Annotated in this window: 17 protein-coding genes; 9 read left to right on the top strand and 8 right to left on the bottom strand. The window is 70.3% G+C overall.

The window, feature by feature from the left end:
* The 5 genes from IPI43_27935 to IPI43_27955 all read right to left on the bottom strand — a co-directional run.
* On the bottom strand, positions 1-622 hold a 622-nt coding region (locus tag IPI43_27935), incomplete at its 3' end, for an ABC transporter ATP-binding protein (protein ID MBK7777899.1).
* Positions 619-1,779: an ABC transporter permease gene (locus tag IPI43_27940; protein ID MBK7777900.1), complete on the bottom strand. Its 1,161-nt coding sequence runs from the start codon at positions 1,777-1,779 to the stop codon at positions 619-621. The genes IPI43_27940 and IPI43_27935, both read right to left, overlap by 4 nt.
* Entirely contained in the window at positions 1,776-2,135 is a 360-nt protein-coding gene (locus IPI43_27945) for a hypothetical protein (GenBank protein MBK7777901.1), read from the bottom strand. Before IPI43_27945 ends, IPI43_27940 begins: the two co-directional genes overlap by 4 nt.
* A gap of 2 nt (positions 2,136-2,137) precedes the next feature.
* Positions 2,138-2,926, bottom strand: coding sequence for an ABC transporter permease (locus tag IPI43_27950; GenBank protein ID MBK7777902.1), 789 nt, complete (start codon positions 2,924-2,926; stop codon positions 2,138-2,140).
* A gap of 8 nt (positions 2,927-2,934) precedes the next feature.
* A complete protein-coding gene (locus tag IPI43_27955; GenBank protein ID MBK7777903.1) occupies positions 2,935-3,504 on the bottom strand; it encodes a hypothetical protein in 570 nt (189 codons plus the stop codon).
* A gap of 148 nt (positions 3,505-3,652) precedes the next feature.
* Between IPI43_27955 and IPI43_27960 the strand changes: the two genes are divergently transcribed.
* Both IPI43_27960 and IPI43_27965 read left to right on the top strand, forming a co-directional pair.
* Positions 3,653-5,758 (top strand): DUF4388 domain-containing protein, encoded by a 2,106-nt coding sequence (locus IPI43_27960; protein ID MBK7777904.1) that lies wholly within the window; start codon positions 3,653-3,655, stop codon positions 5,756-5,758.
* Positions 5,759-5,778: 20 nt separating this feature from the next.
* Positions 5,779-7,071 carry a hypothetical protein gene (locus tag IPI43_27965; protein ID MBK7777905.1) on the top strand — a complete coding sequence of 431 codons (1,293 nt, stop codon included), beginning with the start codon at positions 5,779-5,781 and terminating at the stop codon, positions 7,069-7,071.
* A gap of 12 nt (positions 7,072-7,083) precedes the next feature.
* On the opposite strand, the gene IPI43_27970 is transcribed toward IPI43_27965, so the two are convergent.
* A complete protein-coding gene (locus IPI43_27970; protein MBK7777906.1) occupies positions 7,084-7,968 on the bottom strand; it encodes a sterol desaturase family protein in 885 nt (294 codons plus the stop codon).
* Positions 7,969-8,079: 111 nt separating this feature from the next.
* Between IPI43_27970 and IPI43_27975 the strand changes: the two genes are divergently transcribed.
* From IPI43_27975 to IPI43_28000, 6 genes are all read left to right on the top strand, one after another.
* Entirely contained in the window at positions 8,080-8,622 is a 543-nt protein-coding gene (locus IPI43_27975) for a hypothetical protein (GenBank protein ID MBK7777907.1), read from the top strand.
* Positions 8,623-8,704: 82 nt separating this feature from the next.
* The gene (locus IPI43_27980; protein MBK7777908.1) at positions 8,705-9,178 is read left to right on the top strand and encodes a S24/S26 family peptidase; all 474 of its coding nucleotides are present in this window, start codon (positions 8,705-8,707) and stop codon (positions 9,176-9,178) included.
* Positions 9,179-10,127: 949 nt separating this feature from the next.
* Positions 10,128-10,268: a hypothetical protein gene (locus tag IPI43_27985; GenBank protein ID MBK7777909.1), complete on the top strand. Its 141-nt coding sequence runs from the start codon at positions 10,128-10,130 to the stop codon at positions 10,266-10,268.
* A gap of 307 nt (positions 10,269-10,575) precedes the next feature.
* Positions 10,576-11,505 carry a radical SAM protein gene (locus IPI43_27990; protein MBK7777910.1) on the top strand — a complete coding sequence of 310 codons (930 nt, stop codon included), beginning with the start codon at positions 10,576-10,578 and terminating at the stop codon, positions 11,503-11,505.
* 223 nt (positions 11,506-11,728) lie between these two features.
* A complete protein-coding gene (locus IPI43_27995; GenBank protein ID MBK7777911.1) occupies positions 11,729-12,094 on the top strand; it encodes a hypothetical protein in 366 nt (121 codons plus the stop codon).
* Positions 12,091-12,468, top strand: a complete 378-nt coding sequence (locus tag IPI43_28000) for a response regulator (protein MBK7777912.1) — start codon at positions 12,091-12,093, stop codon at positions 12,466-12,468. The genes IPI43_27995 and IPI43_28000 overlap by 4 nt, the downstream gene beginning before the upstream one ends.
* Positions 12,469-12,486: 18 nt before the next feature.
* Here IPI43_28000 and IPI43_28005 read toward each other — a convergent pair whose 3' ends face one another.
* On the bottom strand, positions 12,487-13,065 hold the full coding sequence (locus tag IPI43_28005; protein MBK7777913.1) for a TetR/AcrR family transcriptional regulator: 579 nt from the start codon (positions 13,063-13,065) through the stop codon (positions 12,487-12,489).
* A 109-nt stretch (positions 13,066-13,174) separates the two neighbouring features.
* Between IPI43_28005 and IPI43_28010 the strand changes: the two genes are divergently transcribed.
* The gene (locus IPI43_28010; GenBank protein MBK7777914.1) at positions 13,175-13,672 is read left to right on the top strand and encodes a DUF4442 domain-containing protein; all 498 of its coding nucleotides are present in this window, start codon (positions 13,175-13,177) and stop codon (positions 13,670-13,672) included.
* 15 nt (positions 13,673-13,687) lie between these two features.
* Here the strand turns inward: IPI43_28010 and IPI43_28015 are convergent, their stop codons facing one another.
* Positions 13,688-16,084, bottom strand: coding sequence for a penicillin acylase family protein (locus IPI43_28015; GenBank protein MBK7777915.1), 2,397 nt, complete (start codon positions 16,082-16,084; stop codon positions 13,688-13,690).
* Positions 16,085-16,100 lie beyond the last annotated feature (16 nt).

Genomic DNA, 16,100 nt, shown 5'->3' on the forward strand with positions numbered 1-16,100 from the left:
GGCGCTCCACCAGCCGCGGGTCGTGGGTGGACGCCACCACGATCGTGCCCTCGTCGCGCAGCTCGGCCAGCACGCGCACGATCTCGGCGGCGCTCTCGCGGTCCACGTGCGCGGTGGGCTCGTCCAGCAGCAGCAACGCCGGCTGCGTGATCAGCGCGCGCGCCAGCGCCCCACGTTGCCGCTCCCCCCCGGACAGCGCATCGGCGCGGCTCTGGGCCAGCTCACCGAGGCCCAGTCGCGTGAGCCACCCCTGGGCTCGAGCGCGCACGGCAGCATCCACCGTGCCGCTGGGGACCAGCGGCAGCAGCACGTTCTCCATCAGCGAGAGCGAGTCGATGAGCCCCAGGTCCTGGAACACGAAGCCCACGCGCTCGCGCCGCAGCTGCGCCCGGTGGTGGTCGCGCAACGACACGATGGACTGCCCGAAGAGGCGCACGTCACCGGAGGTGGGCGTGGTCATGCCGCCGCACAGGGCCAGCAGCGTGGACTTGCCGCTGCCGCTGGGCCCCGCCAGCACCGTGAGCGTGCCCGGCTCGAGCGTGAGCGACACCCCGGCCACGGCTTCGTGTGTGCGCCGCCCGTCCTGATAGCGCTTCTTCACGTCTACCAGCTGCACGCTCATGCGCGGCCTCGCTGGGCGTCGAGCGGGTCCATCAAAGCGGCGCGCAGCGCGGGCACCAGCCCCACCGCCACGTACGGCAGCACCACGGCGGCCAGCACGCTGAGCGGGGCGCTTGCGTCCACGCTGGGGGTGAGCCTCAGCTCCGGGTAGAGCGCGCTCCAGCCGAACAGGGCGCCCGCCATGCCGGGTGCGCCGAGCGCGAACACATAGACGTAGGCGCAGGCCACCCCCAGCGCCGCGCCCGTCAGGGCCACCACCAGCTGCTCGTAGAGCCGCACCGTGAGCACCTCGGTGGTCTGCCAGCCCACGGCCTTGAGGATGCCGATCTCGCGCCGCTCCACCTCGCCGAGCCCCGTGAGGCGGTCCCAGGCCAGCAGCAGCAAGGCCGCCAGGGCGGGCAGCAGCAGCACGCTCAACATGCCGCCGCGCGCGTCGAACGTGAGCGCGTGGGTGCGCTCGATCAGGCTGCGCTGCAGCACGCGGGCGCCGGGGAACAGCTCCGCTGCGCGGTTGGCGACGACCGACGCCTCGTCGGCCACGCGGAGCTCCACCGCCAGATCCGTGTACTGCCCCTCGGGCATGCCCAGCAGCGTGCGGGCCAGTGGCTCGAGCGCCAGGATCACGTCGGCCGTGCGCAGCGCGGACTCGGCGCGAAACACACCCACCACGCGCACCAGCTGGTAGCGCTCGGCGGCGGGCAGGGCCACCTCGTCTCCGCGGCGCAGGCCCAGACGCTCGGCCAGCACTTCGCCCACCACCACCTCGCCGTCTTCGCGCGGCAGGCGCCCTTCCACCGCGAGCGACGCGTCTGGCGTTGCGGTGAGGCCCACCACAGTGAGGTTGGCCTCGAGCGAGGGCACATAGAGGTAGCCCCACACGCGCGGCGTCACGCTGCTCACGCCACGCATCGCCGCGAGGGCGTCCACGTGGGTGGCGTCCAAGAGGGCAGGGCGGCCTGCCACGGTACGCTGCACCATGAGGTCCGGCAGCTCGCCGATGCCCAGGCGCGCCTCGTGCCGCAGCGCGTCGGTCAGGAACACCACCGACGCGAACAGCCACGTGATGAAGGCCAGGCCCACCATCATGGAGGCCGTGCGCCCGGCGCGCCGCGAGCAAGCTCCGAGCGCGAAGCGAAACAGCGCCGTGTGCCGCCTCATGGCCGGGCCTCGCGCGAGCGGCCCGTGGGGACCGAGCGCAATGAGCGAGCCGACTGGCCCAGCACCCTCGGGTCGGGCGGGATCAACGCACCGGCGGGATCCGTGTCCAGGATGGCCGGCGCATCGGCCGCTGCCGCAGCGGGCTCCACCTGCGAGGGGTTGCGCAGCCAGCGCGAGCTGGACGAGAGCGCCAGGTCCGAGCTGCCCAGCAGCTGGGTGAGCACACCGTGCATGCGCGCCCGCGCTGCGTGGCCTGCGTGCCGCCGCTGCGCGTCTGCAACCGTGAGGCCCAGCAGCAACAGCGCGCCGAGCAGCGCGTAGAGGGGCCAGCCGTCTCGAAGCCGAGCGCGCGTCACGCTCAGAGGCTCACGAAGATCTGGGTCAGCAGCGCGTCGGCCACGAGCACCGTGACCGACACGACCACCACGGAGCGCGTGGTGGAGCGCCCCACGCCTTCGGTGCCACCGCGCGTCTCGAGCCCGAAGTAGCAGCCCAGCAGCGTGATGAAGAACCCGAAGAAGGGCGTCTTGGCGAGGCCGGCGGCCATGTCCCGCACCGTGAGCGAGTCGAGCGCAGAGCTCACGAAGAAGTCCATGGGGATGCCGAACGAGGCGCGCGCCACCAGCATGGCGCTCAGCATGCCCAGCACGAAGGCGATGCTGGTGAGCAGCGGCATGATCAGGATGCCCGCCAGGATGCGCGGCACCACCAGCTTGCGGATGGGGTCGGCCCCCAACGCGCGGATGGCGTCGATCTGCTCGGTGACGGCCATGGAGCCGATCTCGGCCGCCATGCCCGCGCCGATGCGGCTGCCCACCACCAGCGCCGTCAGCGTGGGCGCCAGCTCGCGGGCCTCGGACAGCACGATGATGCGGCCGAGGGTGTCGCGCGCGCCGAAGGTCTCGAGCGAGAACGCAAACTGAATGGCCATGACCAGGCCCACGAAGATGGCCGTGACGGCGGCGATGGCCAGGCTCTTCACGCCCAGCTGCTCCACCTGGTAAATGAAGGCGTGCGGCTCGAAGCGCGTGCTGACCAGCGCCCTAAAGGCGCGGACCGCCAGCTGCGTAGCACCACCGATGTGCTCGATGAAGGCGCGCATTCGAGCGAGGGCGAAGCTCGCGGCGGCCCCCGCGCGCGCGTCCATGGTGCTGCTCACCGGATGGCCTCTGGAGCGGGCGCGCCTTCGCTGTGGAAGCCGTTCAAGAACGCGTCGTACTGCGGCTCGAGCCCGGCGAACGTGTCGGGCGCGGCCACCAGGGCCATGTCGAAGACGCAGTCGTTCTTCTTGAGGATGGTGAGGCGCAGCTCCACGGGGACGCCGTCCAGCTCCGCCAGCACGTGCACGTCGAGGGCCTCGCGGCCGTCCACTTCGATGCGGCGCTCCTCCACCACGTTGCGCTCGGTGAAGCCGATGAGCAGGTGGTTGCGCAGCGCCTCGAGCGGGATGTCGAGGCCGGGCTGGCACGAGGCGTTGGCCTGGATGACGCCGGAGGTGGGCTCGTGCAGGAACGCGAGGTCGTTCTGGTCACGGACGCGCAGGCGGGTCCACTCGGGCCCCAGGATCCCCACGTGGAAGTCGGCGTCGCCGCCGCTGTACTCGCCCTCACGGTAGGAGCCGGACGAGGTGCAGCCCAGCGCCGCGCAGGCGAACGCCAGCACGACCGAGGCGGCCAGCGCGGCGGAGCGTGCCGGTGAAGGGCGAAGGGGGGCGAGCGTGCGCACGGGGCGAGTGTAGCAGCGCCCGCGCGACCGACACGCAAGAAGGTCCCTGGGGCTGGGCCGGCTGGCCACCGGGGGTGCACGGGTCGCGTTCACCCGCAACCGAAAGATCCTCCGGGCGCGTCGGCGGAAGACGCTATAGTGTCCGGGAATGACTGGTGACTCCCCCGAGGGCATCGAAGTACTCGACAAGCTGGCCGCCGACGGCCTGGTCGAGCCCTTCGACTATGACCGCGTGCTGCACCACGCCAGCCGCAACGGAGAGCGAGTCGAAGAGGCGCTGCTCGAGCTGGGCGTGGTCACCGAGCCCGACCTGCTGCGGACGGTCGCCGAGATGGTGCGCACGCAGTTCGTCTCCACCGAGAAGCTGGCCAAGGCGCAGGTCAGCCGGACGCTGATCGAGATGGTCCCGCGGCGCCTGGCTGAGCGGCTCGGGGCCTTCCCCATCCTCTTCGACCGCAAGACGCTGACCCTGTCCGTGGTGACCTACGATCTGCAGGTGGTGGAGGTGGCGAAGCAGCTGCAGGTGGCCACCGACGCGCGCACCGTGACCACGTATGTGGCGCGCCCAGGGGCCGTCCGCGCGGCCATTCGCAAGTACTACTACGGCGACGTGGACTCGTTCACGGAGCTCATGCAGCCCAAGCGCGCTCGCAAGGCCGAGGCCGAGCAGGGGCCCGCCACACGGGGTGACTACATCGATGTGGACTTCGGTCTGGACGCGCCGCAGCCATCGCGTGCGGGTCGCCCAGCTGCGCCACAGCGCCGCCCCGAGCCGCCGCCGCCGCCCGCGCCGCCGCCCGCGCCACGCGTCATGGAGATTGCCGATGCCTCCCTGATGGCCGCGCTGAACGCGTCGCCCCTGGTGGCTTCCGCGCAGCGTGCCCCGCTGGTGAGCGCCGAGCCGTCGTCTGCCCACGTGGCTCTCCCGCCCGTCGAGGCGGCCAGCCCCGCAGCTCACAGCGTCAGCGTGTCGCCGCGCACGTTCCTCGAGTCGCTCAACGTGATGGTCACGCTCATCGAGCAAGAGCGCGCCGAGCTGCGCGGCCACACGTCTCTCGTGGCGCGCCTCACGCGAAAGCTGTGCGAGTTGGTGGACATGCCCAAGGACCACGCCTTCGACGTGGTGGTGGCTGCCTACCTGCACGACCTCGGCAAGACCGGGAACTACCACCTCACCCCGCTGAACGTGGCGCAGTACGAGGGCCACCGCGTTCAGGCGCAGAAGTCGTTCTCGGCGCCGGCGCGGCTCTTCGAGAGCGCGGGGCTGAACGAGCGCACCACCAAGACCTTGCATCATCTCTACGAGCGCTTCGACGGGAACGGCTTCCCCGACCGCTTGCAGGAGCGTGACATCCCGCTCGGCAGCCGCATCCTCGCGGTGGTCGAGACGTACGCGGACATCACCGCCAGCAGCAAGAACCCCTTCCGCCGGCGGCTCTCCCCGCGCGAGGCCTGTGAGGCCATCCAGGGGCTGGTCAACACCGTCTTCGACCCCACCATCGTGGAGCTGTTGCAGCGCTTGGCCGTGGGCGACGAGGTGCGTCACCGCCTGCTGGACGACGCCCGCTCCGTGCTGCTGCTGGACCCGGACGTGGAGTCCACCACCGTGCTCGAGATGCGCTTGATGGAGCACGGGCACCGCGTGCTGATCGCGCGCTTGTTCGACCAGGCGCTCACCATCCTCTCCGAGAGCGAGGTGGACATGATCCTCACGGAGGTGGACCTGCCCACGCAGGACGGCTTCCGCTTCGTGGAGCGCTGCCGCGCCGGCAGCCAGCCCGACACGCCCGTCATCTTCCTCACCCGGCGGGGCGACCGCGAGAGCGTGCAGCGCGGCATGGAGCTGGCCGCCGCGGACTACATGGTGAAGCCTGCCTCGCCCGAGGTGGTGGCCATGAAGGTGGGGCAGGTGCTGGCCCAGTCTCGCCGCGGTCAGAACCGCGGCGTCAGCGGGTCGCTGCGGGAGATGTCGCTGCCCGACGTCATCCAGATCCTCTCGAACGGCCGCAAGTCCGGCAAGCTGGCGCTCTCGTCTTCGAGCGGGAACGGCGAGATCCAATTCGGCGCGGGGGCCATCTGCGACGCGCGCATCGGCGACCGCACCGGCGCGGACGCGGTCTATGCGCTGCTGGCCCTGAGCGAGGGAGAGTTCGCGCTCGACCCCACGTTCCTGCCGCTGCGCAACGTCATCAACCTGCCCACCGAGAGCTTGCTGCTCGAGGGCATGCGGCGGCTGGACGAGGCCGCCCGCTGACGGGCGATGGTCCTCGCACCATGCAGGCCCCCGACCCGTCCTTCTTGCTGGTTCCCGACGACGACGGCCGCGCCCTCGCGCGCGTCCAGCGCAAGCTGTTGCTCCGGGTGGCCGGCTTTCTCTTGGGAGGCAAGGTGCCATCCCTCGGTGCCGAGGCCGCCGCCAACCTCGAAGGCGTCCGCCGGGGCCTGCTGCCGGCGCTCGAGGCTCACCCCGAGGCGCTGCTGCGCGCGTTGGCCGGCCCGGACGTGCTGTCGCCGCTCATGATGACCATGGCGCGGCGGCTGCCGCCCGAGGAGGGGCTGCATCGGGCGCTCCCCAACTTGCTGCTGGCCGCCGTGAGTCATGGGGCGCTCGTGGGCCCGGTCGAGCACACCGGGCCGGTCGAGACCCTGGTCCAGCTCGCCGCCCGCCGTGTCCTGCGCTTCGACTCGGCTGCCGTGCGCTTGCACGCCGAGCCGGCCCGCGTCGATGTTCGGCTGCAGGGTGGGCAGCGCGTGACCGTGGCGAGAGGTCCCGCGTCTCCGCCGGAAGACGAGCAGGCGCTCCGCTCGCAGGGGGTGCACGTGGAGCACCCGTTTCACGTCATCGAGGAGCGCCTCCCGGGTCTCCACCTGAGCGAGCACGACAGCAACCCGCTGTTCCACGTGCAGGACCACCCCGACGCGCGCGCCAACGCGATGACGCTCGGTGGCACCTCGCTCGAGACCTGGCGCGAGCGCCTGGTGGACGCGCTCGCGTTCATTCGGCTGGGGCTGCCCGGCTGGGAGCGCGAGCAGCCGGTGACCTTGCAGCGCATCGTCCCCGTGGGCGTGGAGCCCGAGCGGCACCTCTCGGCGTCGTTCCGTGAGGCGCCCGGGCTGGTGTACATGACGCTCCACCCGGACGCGCTGGTCATGGCCGAGGCGCTGGTGCACGAGACCCAGCACGGCAAGCTGCACACGCTGATGCGGCTCGACCCGGTGCTGGTCAACGGCGACACGCATTGGACGAGCTCGCCCGTGCGGCCCGATCTGCGCCCGCTGTCCGGCATCTTGCTGGCAGCGCACGCGTTCCTGCCGGTGGCGCTCATGTACCAGCGCATCTTCGAGTGCGGCCACCCCGTGCCGGAGCGCACGCGCTTCGAGCTGCGCTACGCCCGCGTGGTGGCTGGCAATCGCAACGCCATGGCCATCCTGAAGCGGGACGGCATCTTCTCCCAGGCGGGAGAGCGCGTGTGGGCGGGCATGAAGGCGGTGCAGGCCTACACGGAGCGGCACGCTCCGCCGATCCCCAACCACCCCGACGTGGCGGACCTGCTGCCGCCTGGCTGATGGCCGCGCCGGCTACCGCTTGGTGTGCAGGTACCACGCGCCCGCGAGCACCAGCGCACCCACCACAGCGGCTGCCCAGCGATGCCTCGCGAGGGCGGGCACCACGCGCTGGAGGGGCCAGATCTCCTGCGCCAGGAACGTGTCCGGGAAACCCAGAACGCCTGCGAACCCGATGCGCGCGGGGGGCTGGGCCGGCAGCTTGGCCGTCCCGAAGAGCCAGTCCCAGCACGAGAAGATGATGCCGAAGTTCACGGTGGTCTTCGCGTCGGCGTCGTAGTCGTGGTGCCACATGTGCATGCGCGGGCTGTTCAGCACATAGCGCAGCGGCCCGTAGTCCACGCGCAGGTTGGCGTGGTTGAGGTGCCCTATCAGCGTGCCGAAGATGGCGTGCACCATGAGCGCTTCCAGCGCGAAGCCGAAGAACACCATCGGCAAGTACAGGAGCGACTTGTAGACCACCACCTCGAGCCACGAGAAGCGGAACGCCACGATCCAATCCATCTCGCCGTCGCTCACGCTGTGGTGCGTCTTGTGCAGCTCCCACAGCAGCGGCACGCGGTGCAGCAGGCGGTGGATACCCCACTGCACGAAGTCGAGCAGCAGCAGCGCGACCACGACCTGCAGCGCGAGTGGCCAGTCGCGCGCCACGCCGCAGTAGAACGCCTCGGTGAGCCCACGCGTCCCGAGGAACGCGTCGAGCGGCGGCAGCACCCAGGTGACCGAGAGCCCGGCCAGCATGACGCCCAGGAAGTGCCCGTTGAACACCAGGTGCACCAGGTCCGACCCCAGCCTGGGCCGCAGCTGGCGTTGCTCGGGCCGCTCCGGGAAGAAGTGCTCGAGCGCCATGACGAGCGCGGAGATGAGCGCCAGGCTCAGGGGGTACAGGTACGCGGTCACGGCACAGTGCCTATCGGGCTCACCCACAGCATACGCAAGGTGAAGCGCTCGGGCCGTGGTCATTCGCCGCGCGGCTTGACCTCGAGCGCGATCGGGCGGTACCTCGGAGCCGTGACAGAATCCAACTCGTTCTGGGGTGCGATGAGGGGGTGCGGCGCGGCGCTCATCGTGCTGGTCACGCTGGTGTTCGTGTGCGGGGTCTTCGCCGTGGTCTACTACTTCACCACGCCCGAAGGCGAGACGGTGGCGGTGCTGCCCGCCGACGGGCGGATAGCGGCCAGCGTCGAGGCGGGGCCGGGTGACACGCTGCACTTCACGCTGTCCTACGAGTTTCCGCTCGGCGGCTTCGGCATGTTCGACGGCCCTGCCCGTGACAACGCCATCGACCGCGCGCTGCGGGCCTCTTCGCTCCACGTGGTGGCCACGTCGTCCAGCGGCGCCGTGCTCGATGCTCGCTGCGCGCCGTACAATGGTCGGGTCGGGGTCGAGAGCGACATCATGGGCACGCGCTCCCTCTCGGATGCGCTCACCGACTGCGTGATCACCATCCCGGCGGCGGGCACGTTCAGTGTCGTGGGTGCCGTGACTTGGTCCCCGGAGCTGCGCGCGAGCGAGGAGATGCTCGAGGTCCGCAGGGCAACGCCGTCTCGCTAGCAAACCATCCCGGGGTCGTCCCCGCCGCTCGCCCCCCAACGCCACTTGGAGGCCGCGCGACCGGGCTGCTAGGCTCCGCGACATGGTTCTGCATGCGGCCGCGCTATCTGTCGAGCATCGCGCCGCGGTGGCCGAGCTCTTGCGCGAGCCGGGCCTCGCGGGCGCGCCTGCCACGTTCCAGGTGGTCGTCCGGGGCGCCTGCATGACACCCGCTCTGCGTGACGGCCAAGTCGTTCGCGTCCAGCCGCGCCGGTGGGCGTTGCCAGGGGATATCGTGGCCTTCGAACATGGTGCGGCGGACGCTGGCTTGGCCGTGCATCGCCTGCTGGGGGTCCGCCCCTCACGGCGCGGCCTGGTGTGGATCACCCAGGCCGACAACGAGCCCGGCCCCGATCCGGCCTTCGCCCGGGCGCGGCTGCTGGGGGTAGTGGAGGTGCCCGTTCCTCTGGCGCGCCGGGTCGGTGCGCTACGCCGCTGGCTCCCGGCGCTGCTGGCTCCAATCACGCAACGTCTCCCGCGCGCGGGCGCGTCTCGCGCCACCGGTGTTCCCGTGTGACTCCTGCCCACCCGATGAAGCCTGCGAGCGAATACCTGGTGGACGGCATCCCTGCCGCAGAGGCCGACGCCTGGGGCGAACACGCGCTCGGGCTGCGCTTCGCAGGGGTGGACTTCGTCTTCCGGGGCTCTCCGGCGCGCAGCGCGAGGTGGTGCTGGCGCGCTTCAGGCGCTCGTCGTGCCCGCAGCCACCACCCGCAAGACCAGGCAAGCCCTGCCGGGCGCAGACTTCCGGCCCGCGGCGCACAGCCAGTTTCACCCCCCCCGGTCTGCTGGGAGTACGACCTCGCGCTCGACTTTCAGGCCGACCGAGTGGACATCGCAGGGCCCTCGTTCTTCGCACGTTTCACCGGGCGCCTGCCGCGCCGAGGTCCGCACCTGCCTCGAGGACCGGTTCTTTCTCGCTGTGTTCGAGAACGTGTTCCGAGTGGTCTCGATCTACGCCCTCGCCCGGCGTGACACGTTGGTCATTCACGGCGCGGGCGTGGCCCAGAGCAGAAGGGGTACGTCCTCTTCGGGCGCTCGGGCGCGGGCAAGACCACCAGCTGCAGTTGCTCACGCGCGCACGGCCCAGCCCGGCAGCCCCGCCCACGCCATCCTCTCGGACGAACTCAACGCCGTGGACCTGCGCGCCTTGGCACCCGGAGTCCTCCTCCAGCCCATGCCGTTCGCAGGGGATTTCGGTCACGATACGCTCAGCTCCGAGGCTGTCCCACTTCGGCGCATCTACGCGCTGGTGCAAGCTCCCGAGGCTCGCGTGGGCCCTTGTGGTCGCGCCGAGGCCCTGGCCCGCGTGGTCGCGGCGTGCCCTTTCGTGAATGTGGACCCCTTCGAGAGCGACTCAGTGTTCTCCCGGGCCGAGCGATTGCTCTCGTCCGTGCCGCTTCGGAAGCTGCACTTCCACAAAGACCCCTCCTTCTGGTCCGTTGTCGAGGCCGATGTCGAGTCGCATGCCAACGCCTGAAACCTTCGCCCTCCATCCCCATGCCCGCTTTCGCGTCATCGACGACGAGGGCATCTTCGTGCTCCAGGAGTCGGGCGAGGTCCTGGTGGTGAACCGAGTCGGGCGCCAGCGTGGTGAGTCATCGTGAGCGGGGCCTCCAGCGAAGAGCTGGTAGGCGCGCTCGTCGAGCGTTCGATGTCAGCGAAGAGCGCGCACGCCAAGACGTGGACGCCTTCCTGCGTGACCTGGTCGCAGCCGGTGCGCTCGTGGCCGCTGCCCGGAAGCGGGGGCGCGTTGAGCTGGGCCGCGTTCAACACGCGCGCCTGGACCGAGAACCGGCTCATGTCCGTGCTCTTCGAGCTCACCTACGCCTGCAATCTCGACTGCGAGTTCTGCTACAACGACGTCAACTTGGGTGGTGAGCCGCTGACCCTTCTGGAGTACCACACCGTGCCTTGGACGAGCTGGCGGACATGGGCGTGCTCAACCTCACCTTCAGCGGTGGCGAACCGCTGGCCAACAAAGACTTCTTCGCCATCGCCGGGCGGGCGCGCGACCTCGGGTTCGTGATTCGCATCAAGTCCAACGGGCACGCGCTCCGCGGCGCGGTGGCACGTCGGCTGCGCGAAGAGGTGGACCCTTACATCGTGGAGGTCAGCTTGCACGGGGCCAGCGCGGCGGTTCACGACAGGCAGACACGCGTGGACGGCAGTTTCGACCGCTTGCTGGCAAACCTCGAGGAACTGCGCGACCTGGGCATTCGCCTGAAGGTCAACAGCACGCTCACCCGCTACAACGAACACGAGCTCGACGACATGTTTGCTATCTGCGACGAGCTGGGCGCCCAGTTCCAGGTGGACCCTGAGGTGAAGCCCCGCGACAACGGCGACCGGACACCCGTTGCTCTCATGGCGAGTCCCTCCGCCAGAGAGCGCCTCAAAGAGTTGCTGCGGGAACGTGCCGCCAGGCATGTCGACCCCCAAGGGGCGGTCGCCCGGCATGACATGCGTGCGGGGGCCGAAGCTCGCCGTGCCCAGATGGCGCAGTCCGACAAGCACTGCGCTGCAGGCGCCGCCCACATCACCATCGATCCAGTGGGGAATGTGCTTCCCTGTGTGCAGTGGCGCGTCACCGTGGGCAACGTGCGGCAAGGGCTGCGGGCTGTCTTCGAGCAGGGCCACGCCTTGGCCGAGGTGCGCGAGACCACCCGCGCCGTGAAGCGCATGGTGGACTCTCACGGTGACGCTGGACAGCTGATGGGCTTCTGCCCTGGCGCAGCGCATGTCTACTCCGGGGACCCCCTCGCGCTCTACGGGCCAGCTGCCGGAGCGTCTGACGCTAGCCAAGCGCCACTTCCTTCCTGTACTATGAGGCCAATACCATGACCAACCCGAATGACCGCAGCACAGCGGGCCCGAGCGCGAAGCCTATGAGTCCCCGACCATCCTCTACCGCGACCCCTCGAGGCCGTGGCGGCGGTGTGTTCGCCGGCCGAATCCGGCCAGGGCCAGCCAAGGCTCGTGCCCACAGGGTCCCATCTCTTCCTGAGCCGGATTCGCCTGGGTTGGGGGACCTGGGCGCCTTCCATCCACGGCCCTGGGGGGTCCGATGAACGACCTAGCGGACATCATTGAACGTTTCTGGGGGCTCACGAGCGATCGCATCCCCATCGGCAAGGCGGCCATCGCGCAGATGCGCTCGGGCCACCCCGCCGAGGTGTTCGCGCTGAAGGACGTGGTGCACGGCATCAAGGGCGAGGCTCAGCTGCTTCGGCTCCGCGCCTGCGCCACCTTGATGGAGGCCGCCGACAAGCTCACCAACGTGCTCATCGACGCGCCCCACACCACGGAGGCCTGCGATGCCCTCGAGGCGGCGCTGACCAAGCTCGACCGAATGGTCATCGAGCGCGTGGGCGTGGCCGTCGACCGTGAGGTTGCCGAGCTGGACCGTGTGCGCGCCCTGCTGAGGCCGTGAGCGGGCGTCGACGTCGCTGTGCGGTGGTGGACGACTCGCGGGTGGTGCTGGACCTGCTGCGCGTGGTGCTCGGGGACGCCGGCTGGGACGTGAGCACGCACTCCGAGGTCGGTGGCCTCGAGCTGCGGCTGCGTGAGTGGAACCCCGACATCATCCTGCTGGACGTGGGGATGCCTGGCGTGGGTGAGCGCGACCTGCGTCAGCGCGTCATCCTGCTGCGTGTCGCGACCGGGGCCAAGGTGGTGCTGCACTCCGCCAAGGAGCCCGCCGAGCTGGAGGTGCTGGGCCAGCGCGCCGGGGCAGACGGTGTCCTCGCCAAGTCGGGGGACTTTGCCGCCATCTGCGCCACGCTCGACCGCTACGTGCCTCAGTAGCCTCGCGGGGAGTCGCGACTATGGGGCCAACGCGCGCCACGCTGCGTCCGCGAAGACGTCGCGGAGCGCGCTGATGTCGGTGCGCACGTGCCCGCCCAGGAAGGCCCGCGCGTAGTCCTGCGCGGGGCCACGCAGCAGCGGCACGTAGCACTCCACGGGCAGCTTGCGGATCGCCCCGCTCGCGATCCACGGCTTGAAGCGGGCTCGGATGGCGCGGAAGTTCTCCTCGTTCACGGCAGTGAGCGCTGCCTCCCCCTCGGTGGCCACCACCGAGGTGCGGCTGCGCAGCAGGAAGCGCGCGTGCTCGCGGTGGGCGGACACCCAGTCCACGTACGCGTGGACCACGGCGCGCACACCCTCCTCCGCGGTCTCGACCGGCGCGAGGTACGACGCGAGCAGCTGCGCGTGCGACGTGACGCCCTCGACGAACAGCGCGCTGGCGATGCGCTCCTTGCTGCCGAAGTGGTGGTAGAGGCTGCCCACGCTCGCCCCCGAGCGCTCGCGGATGGCCTCGATGGTGGTGGCCTCGATCCCATCGGCGTTGAAGCAGTGGAGGGCGGCCTCGAGGATGGTCTGCTTGCGGGTCTTCTTCGTCATCGGCGGCGTTCGTATACCCTACTCTTGACTAGAATAATATTCTAGAACAAAGTTCTAGTGCGCTCGAGGCCTCCAATTGCGGAGACCGGGACGCGAGGAGACGACCGTCATGTCGGCCACCCACACCGAGAATCGCCTGCTCCAGCAATACGGGAAGCTCGCCCGTCTGCCCTTCGGGAAGAAGCTCTTCTCGCTGGCCCTGTGCCAGCAGGCTCCGTACTTCAGCAGCATCGCCCCGCGCTTCGAGACCCTCGAAAAAGGCCTCGTGGTGGTGGGCATGCCCGAGCGACGCGCGGTGCACAACCACATCGGCACGGTGCACGCGCTGGCCATGGGCAACCTCTGCGAGCTGGCTGCCGGCACCATGATGGAGGCGTCGTTGCCGCGCACGCATCGCTGGATCCCGAAGGGCATGGACATCCAGTACCTGGCCAAGGCCGAGTCGGACCTAGTGGCACGCTGCGCCTGGTCTCCGGTGGTCTCGGACGTGGGGGAGGAGGTGCCCGTCGTGGTCAGCGTCACCGACCGCGCGGGCACCGAGGTGGTGCGCGCCACCATCCGCATGTGGGTGTCGCCCAAGCGGGCGACCGTGGCGCGCGCCGCCTAGCCGCGGCTCCTCGGCTCAGGGCCCGACGATGGTCTCGTTGCTGATGGCCCCTGCCAGCACGTCGGCCTCGCAGAACGGCATCTCGTTCCACATGCCGGCCGCGTAGAGCCGCGTCTGGTCTGCGTAGTGCGGCGACGCGGGGTCGGTGGACTGGCTGTAGGTGAGCAACGTGTACGCGCGCGGGCAGGGGTCGCCCGCGTCCCACGTGACCGCCTGGATGTGGCTGTTTCCCGCGCGGATGTTGCTGTAGCCCGAGTCGTCCACCAGCGACGAGGAGATCACGCTGAAGCCGAGCGAGTCGGGCATGCCGGGCACCGGGATGTGCTCGTCGCCCACGATGCGGAACTGCACCTCCGACCACGCGCGGTCGAGCGGGATGTTGGCTTGGTCCAGCAGCGCCGTCGCGTCCACGATGGCCTGGCGGATGCCGTCTGCCACGGCGGCGTCGGTGGTGTTCACGTCGCGCGGGGTGTTCACCGGATCGGCCTCGTCGAACGGGGTGGCCCACAGGTCGTCTAGCCCGCTGATGCGCGCGTACACCTCGCGGAACACGTGCGCGCCCTGGCTGGTGGGCGTGAAGCGCTGGTCCCACGCCAGCAGCACGTCGCAGGCGGCCTCCGGGCGCGTGCCATCTGCGGTGAAGGAAGACCAGTCGGCGGTGGCGGCACACACGGCCAGGATGCCCTCCATGCTCACGTCGGCCGCCTGGGAGCGACCGTTGAACACGTTGGCCATCAGGTCCTCGATGGCGAAGCCCGCTTCGCCGAGGCCGTCGGTGCCCGCTCGCCGCTCCTCGGCCTGCGCGAAGGTCTGGCGCGTGCGGATGGACTGCGCGTAGCGCTCGCGCCCGGAGAACGGCGGGAAGTCCTCCAGCAGCTGGCGGGGGTTGCTGAGCCAGAACGAGTCGTTGGCGTTGGCCACGTAGTCCGTGGTCCGCAGGTGCGGCAGGTCGTCGTAGCCCAGGATGCCGGGCGGCGTCCCCACGGCGTTGCCCCACTCGCAGGCCGCACGTGAGCCGTCCAGGCTGGGAAAGCCCTGGCGCGTGAGCAGGCGCGCCACCGCCGTCTGGCTGCAGTCCTCGAGCTGCGCGTCGGTCACGTTGGGCACCACGGTGACGTCGCCGTAGTAGGCCTGCCCGTCGCGGCTGGCGGCGATGGTGTTCACCCACGGGATGCCGATCAGCGCCAGCGCCTCCTCGAAGGCGTCCATGTCCTGCGCCTGCCCCATGCGCACCCACTGCTCCACCAAGCGGTCGTTCTCGATGTTGGCGTCTCGGAACGTGATGGCGGTGCGCGCGATGGTGGGCCAGCCGCCCACCAGCGACGAGATGGCCCCGAGGTCCACCATGGGCCCGAAGTGGCTGGTGTAGAGCGTGAGCTCACGCGCCTCGAGCGTGCCGTCGTCCTGCAGCACCTCCACGGTCACCGGGTGCGCCTCGATGCGGCGCTCTTCGCCCTCGTAGAGGTAGACCATCGGGTCGTCCGCCTTGAGCGTGAGCTCGTAGAACGAGAAGTGCAGGGAGGACGCGACGGTGTGGCTCCACGCCAGGTTCTCGTTGAAGCCGATGTTGATGACGGGCACCCCGTGCAGCGAGGCGCCCGCCGCGTCGTACACCCCCGGGATGGTCAGGTGCGCTTGGTAGAAGCGCTCCGGGCCGCTCCACGGAAAGTGCGGGTTGCCGTACAGCAGGCCGGCGCCGCTGCGGGAGCTCTCGGAGCCCACCGCGTAGGCGTTCGAGCCCATCTCCTCGACGGGGCGGAAGCCCAACGCCTGCCGCGTCACCCCGGGCGCGCTCCCGGGTAGCTGGGGCGGGCCCTCGAAGCGCGCTAGCGGCAGCTCGGGCGAAGCCGCCGCGATCAACGGCGCGAGCGTGCCTGTGCTCGCCCGTAGGCCGAGCTTGCGATAGACGCGGGCCAGGTCCAGCTCCGTGAGCTCGCGCACCCACGGCTCGCTGCGACAGCCTTCGTCGCCCTGCGCGAGGCCGTCCAGTCCCACCTCGGCCAAGTGTCGGTTCATGCCGGCGGCGTACCCGCGCACCGCGTCGCGTGCCCAGCCCGGCAAGGGCCGCAAGAACTCGCGCTCGGCGAGCCGCGCGGTGTTGTAGTGGCGGTAGACCATGTCCTCGGCCACGTCGCCGCCCGCCTCGCCCCACCAGCGGGCGGTCGTGCCCTCGGCGCGGATCACCTCGCGCATGAGCACGCAGTAGTTGTCCTGCGCGTAGGCGTAGCCGTAGCCGTAGCCGAGGCTGCCGAAGTCTTCGGCCGTGATGTGCGGGACGCCGTAGGCCGTGCGCACGATGCGCGCCTCGTAGTGCACCGCGTCACCGCCACACGACGAGGCGCCGAGCGCGAGCAGCAGGAGACCGGAGCAGAGCAGGGCGGGGGGACGCCGATGGGTCGCGAATAGGGTCATCGGCCCCTGTCTACCA

This window comes from Sandaracinaceae bacterium, assembly GCA_016706685.1.
Taxonomy (GTDB): Bacteria; Myxococcota_A; Polyangia; order Polyangiales; family Houyiibacteriaceae; genus JADJJE01.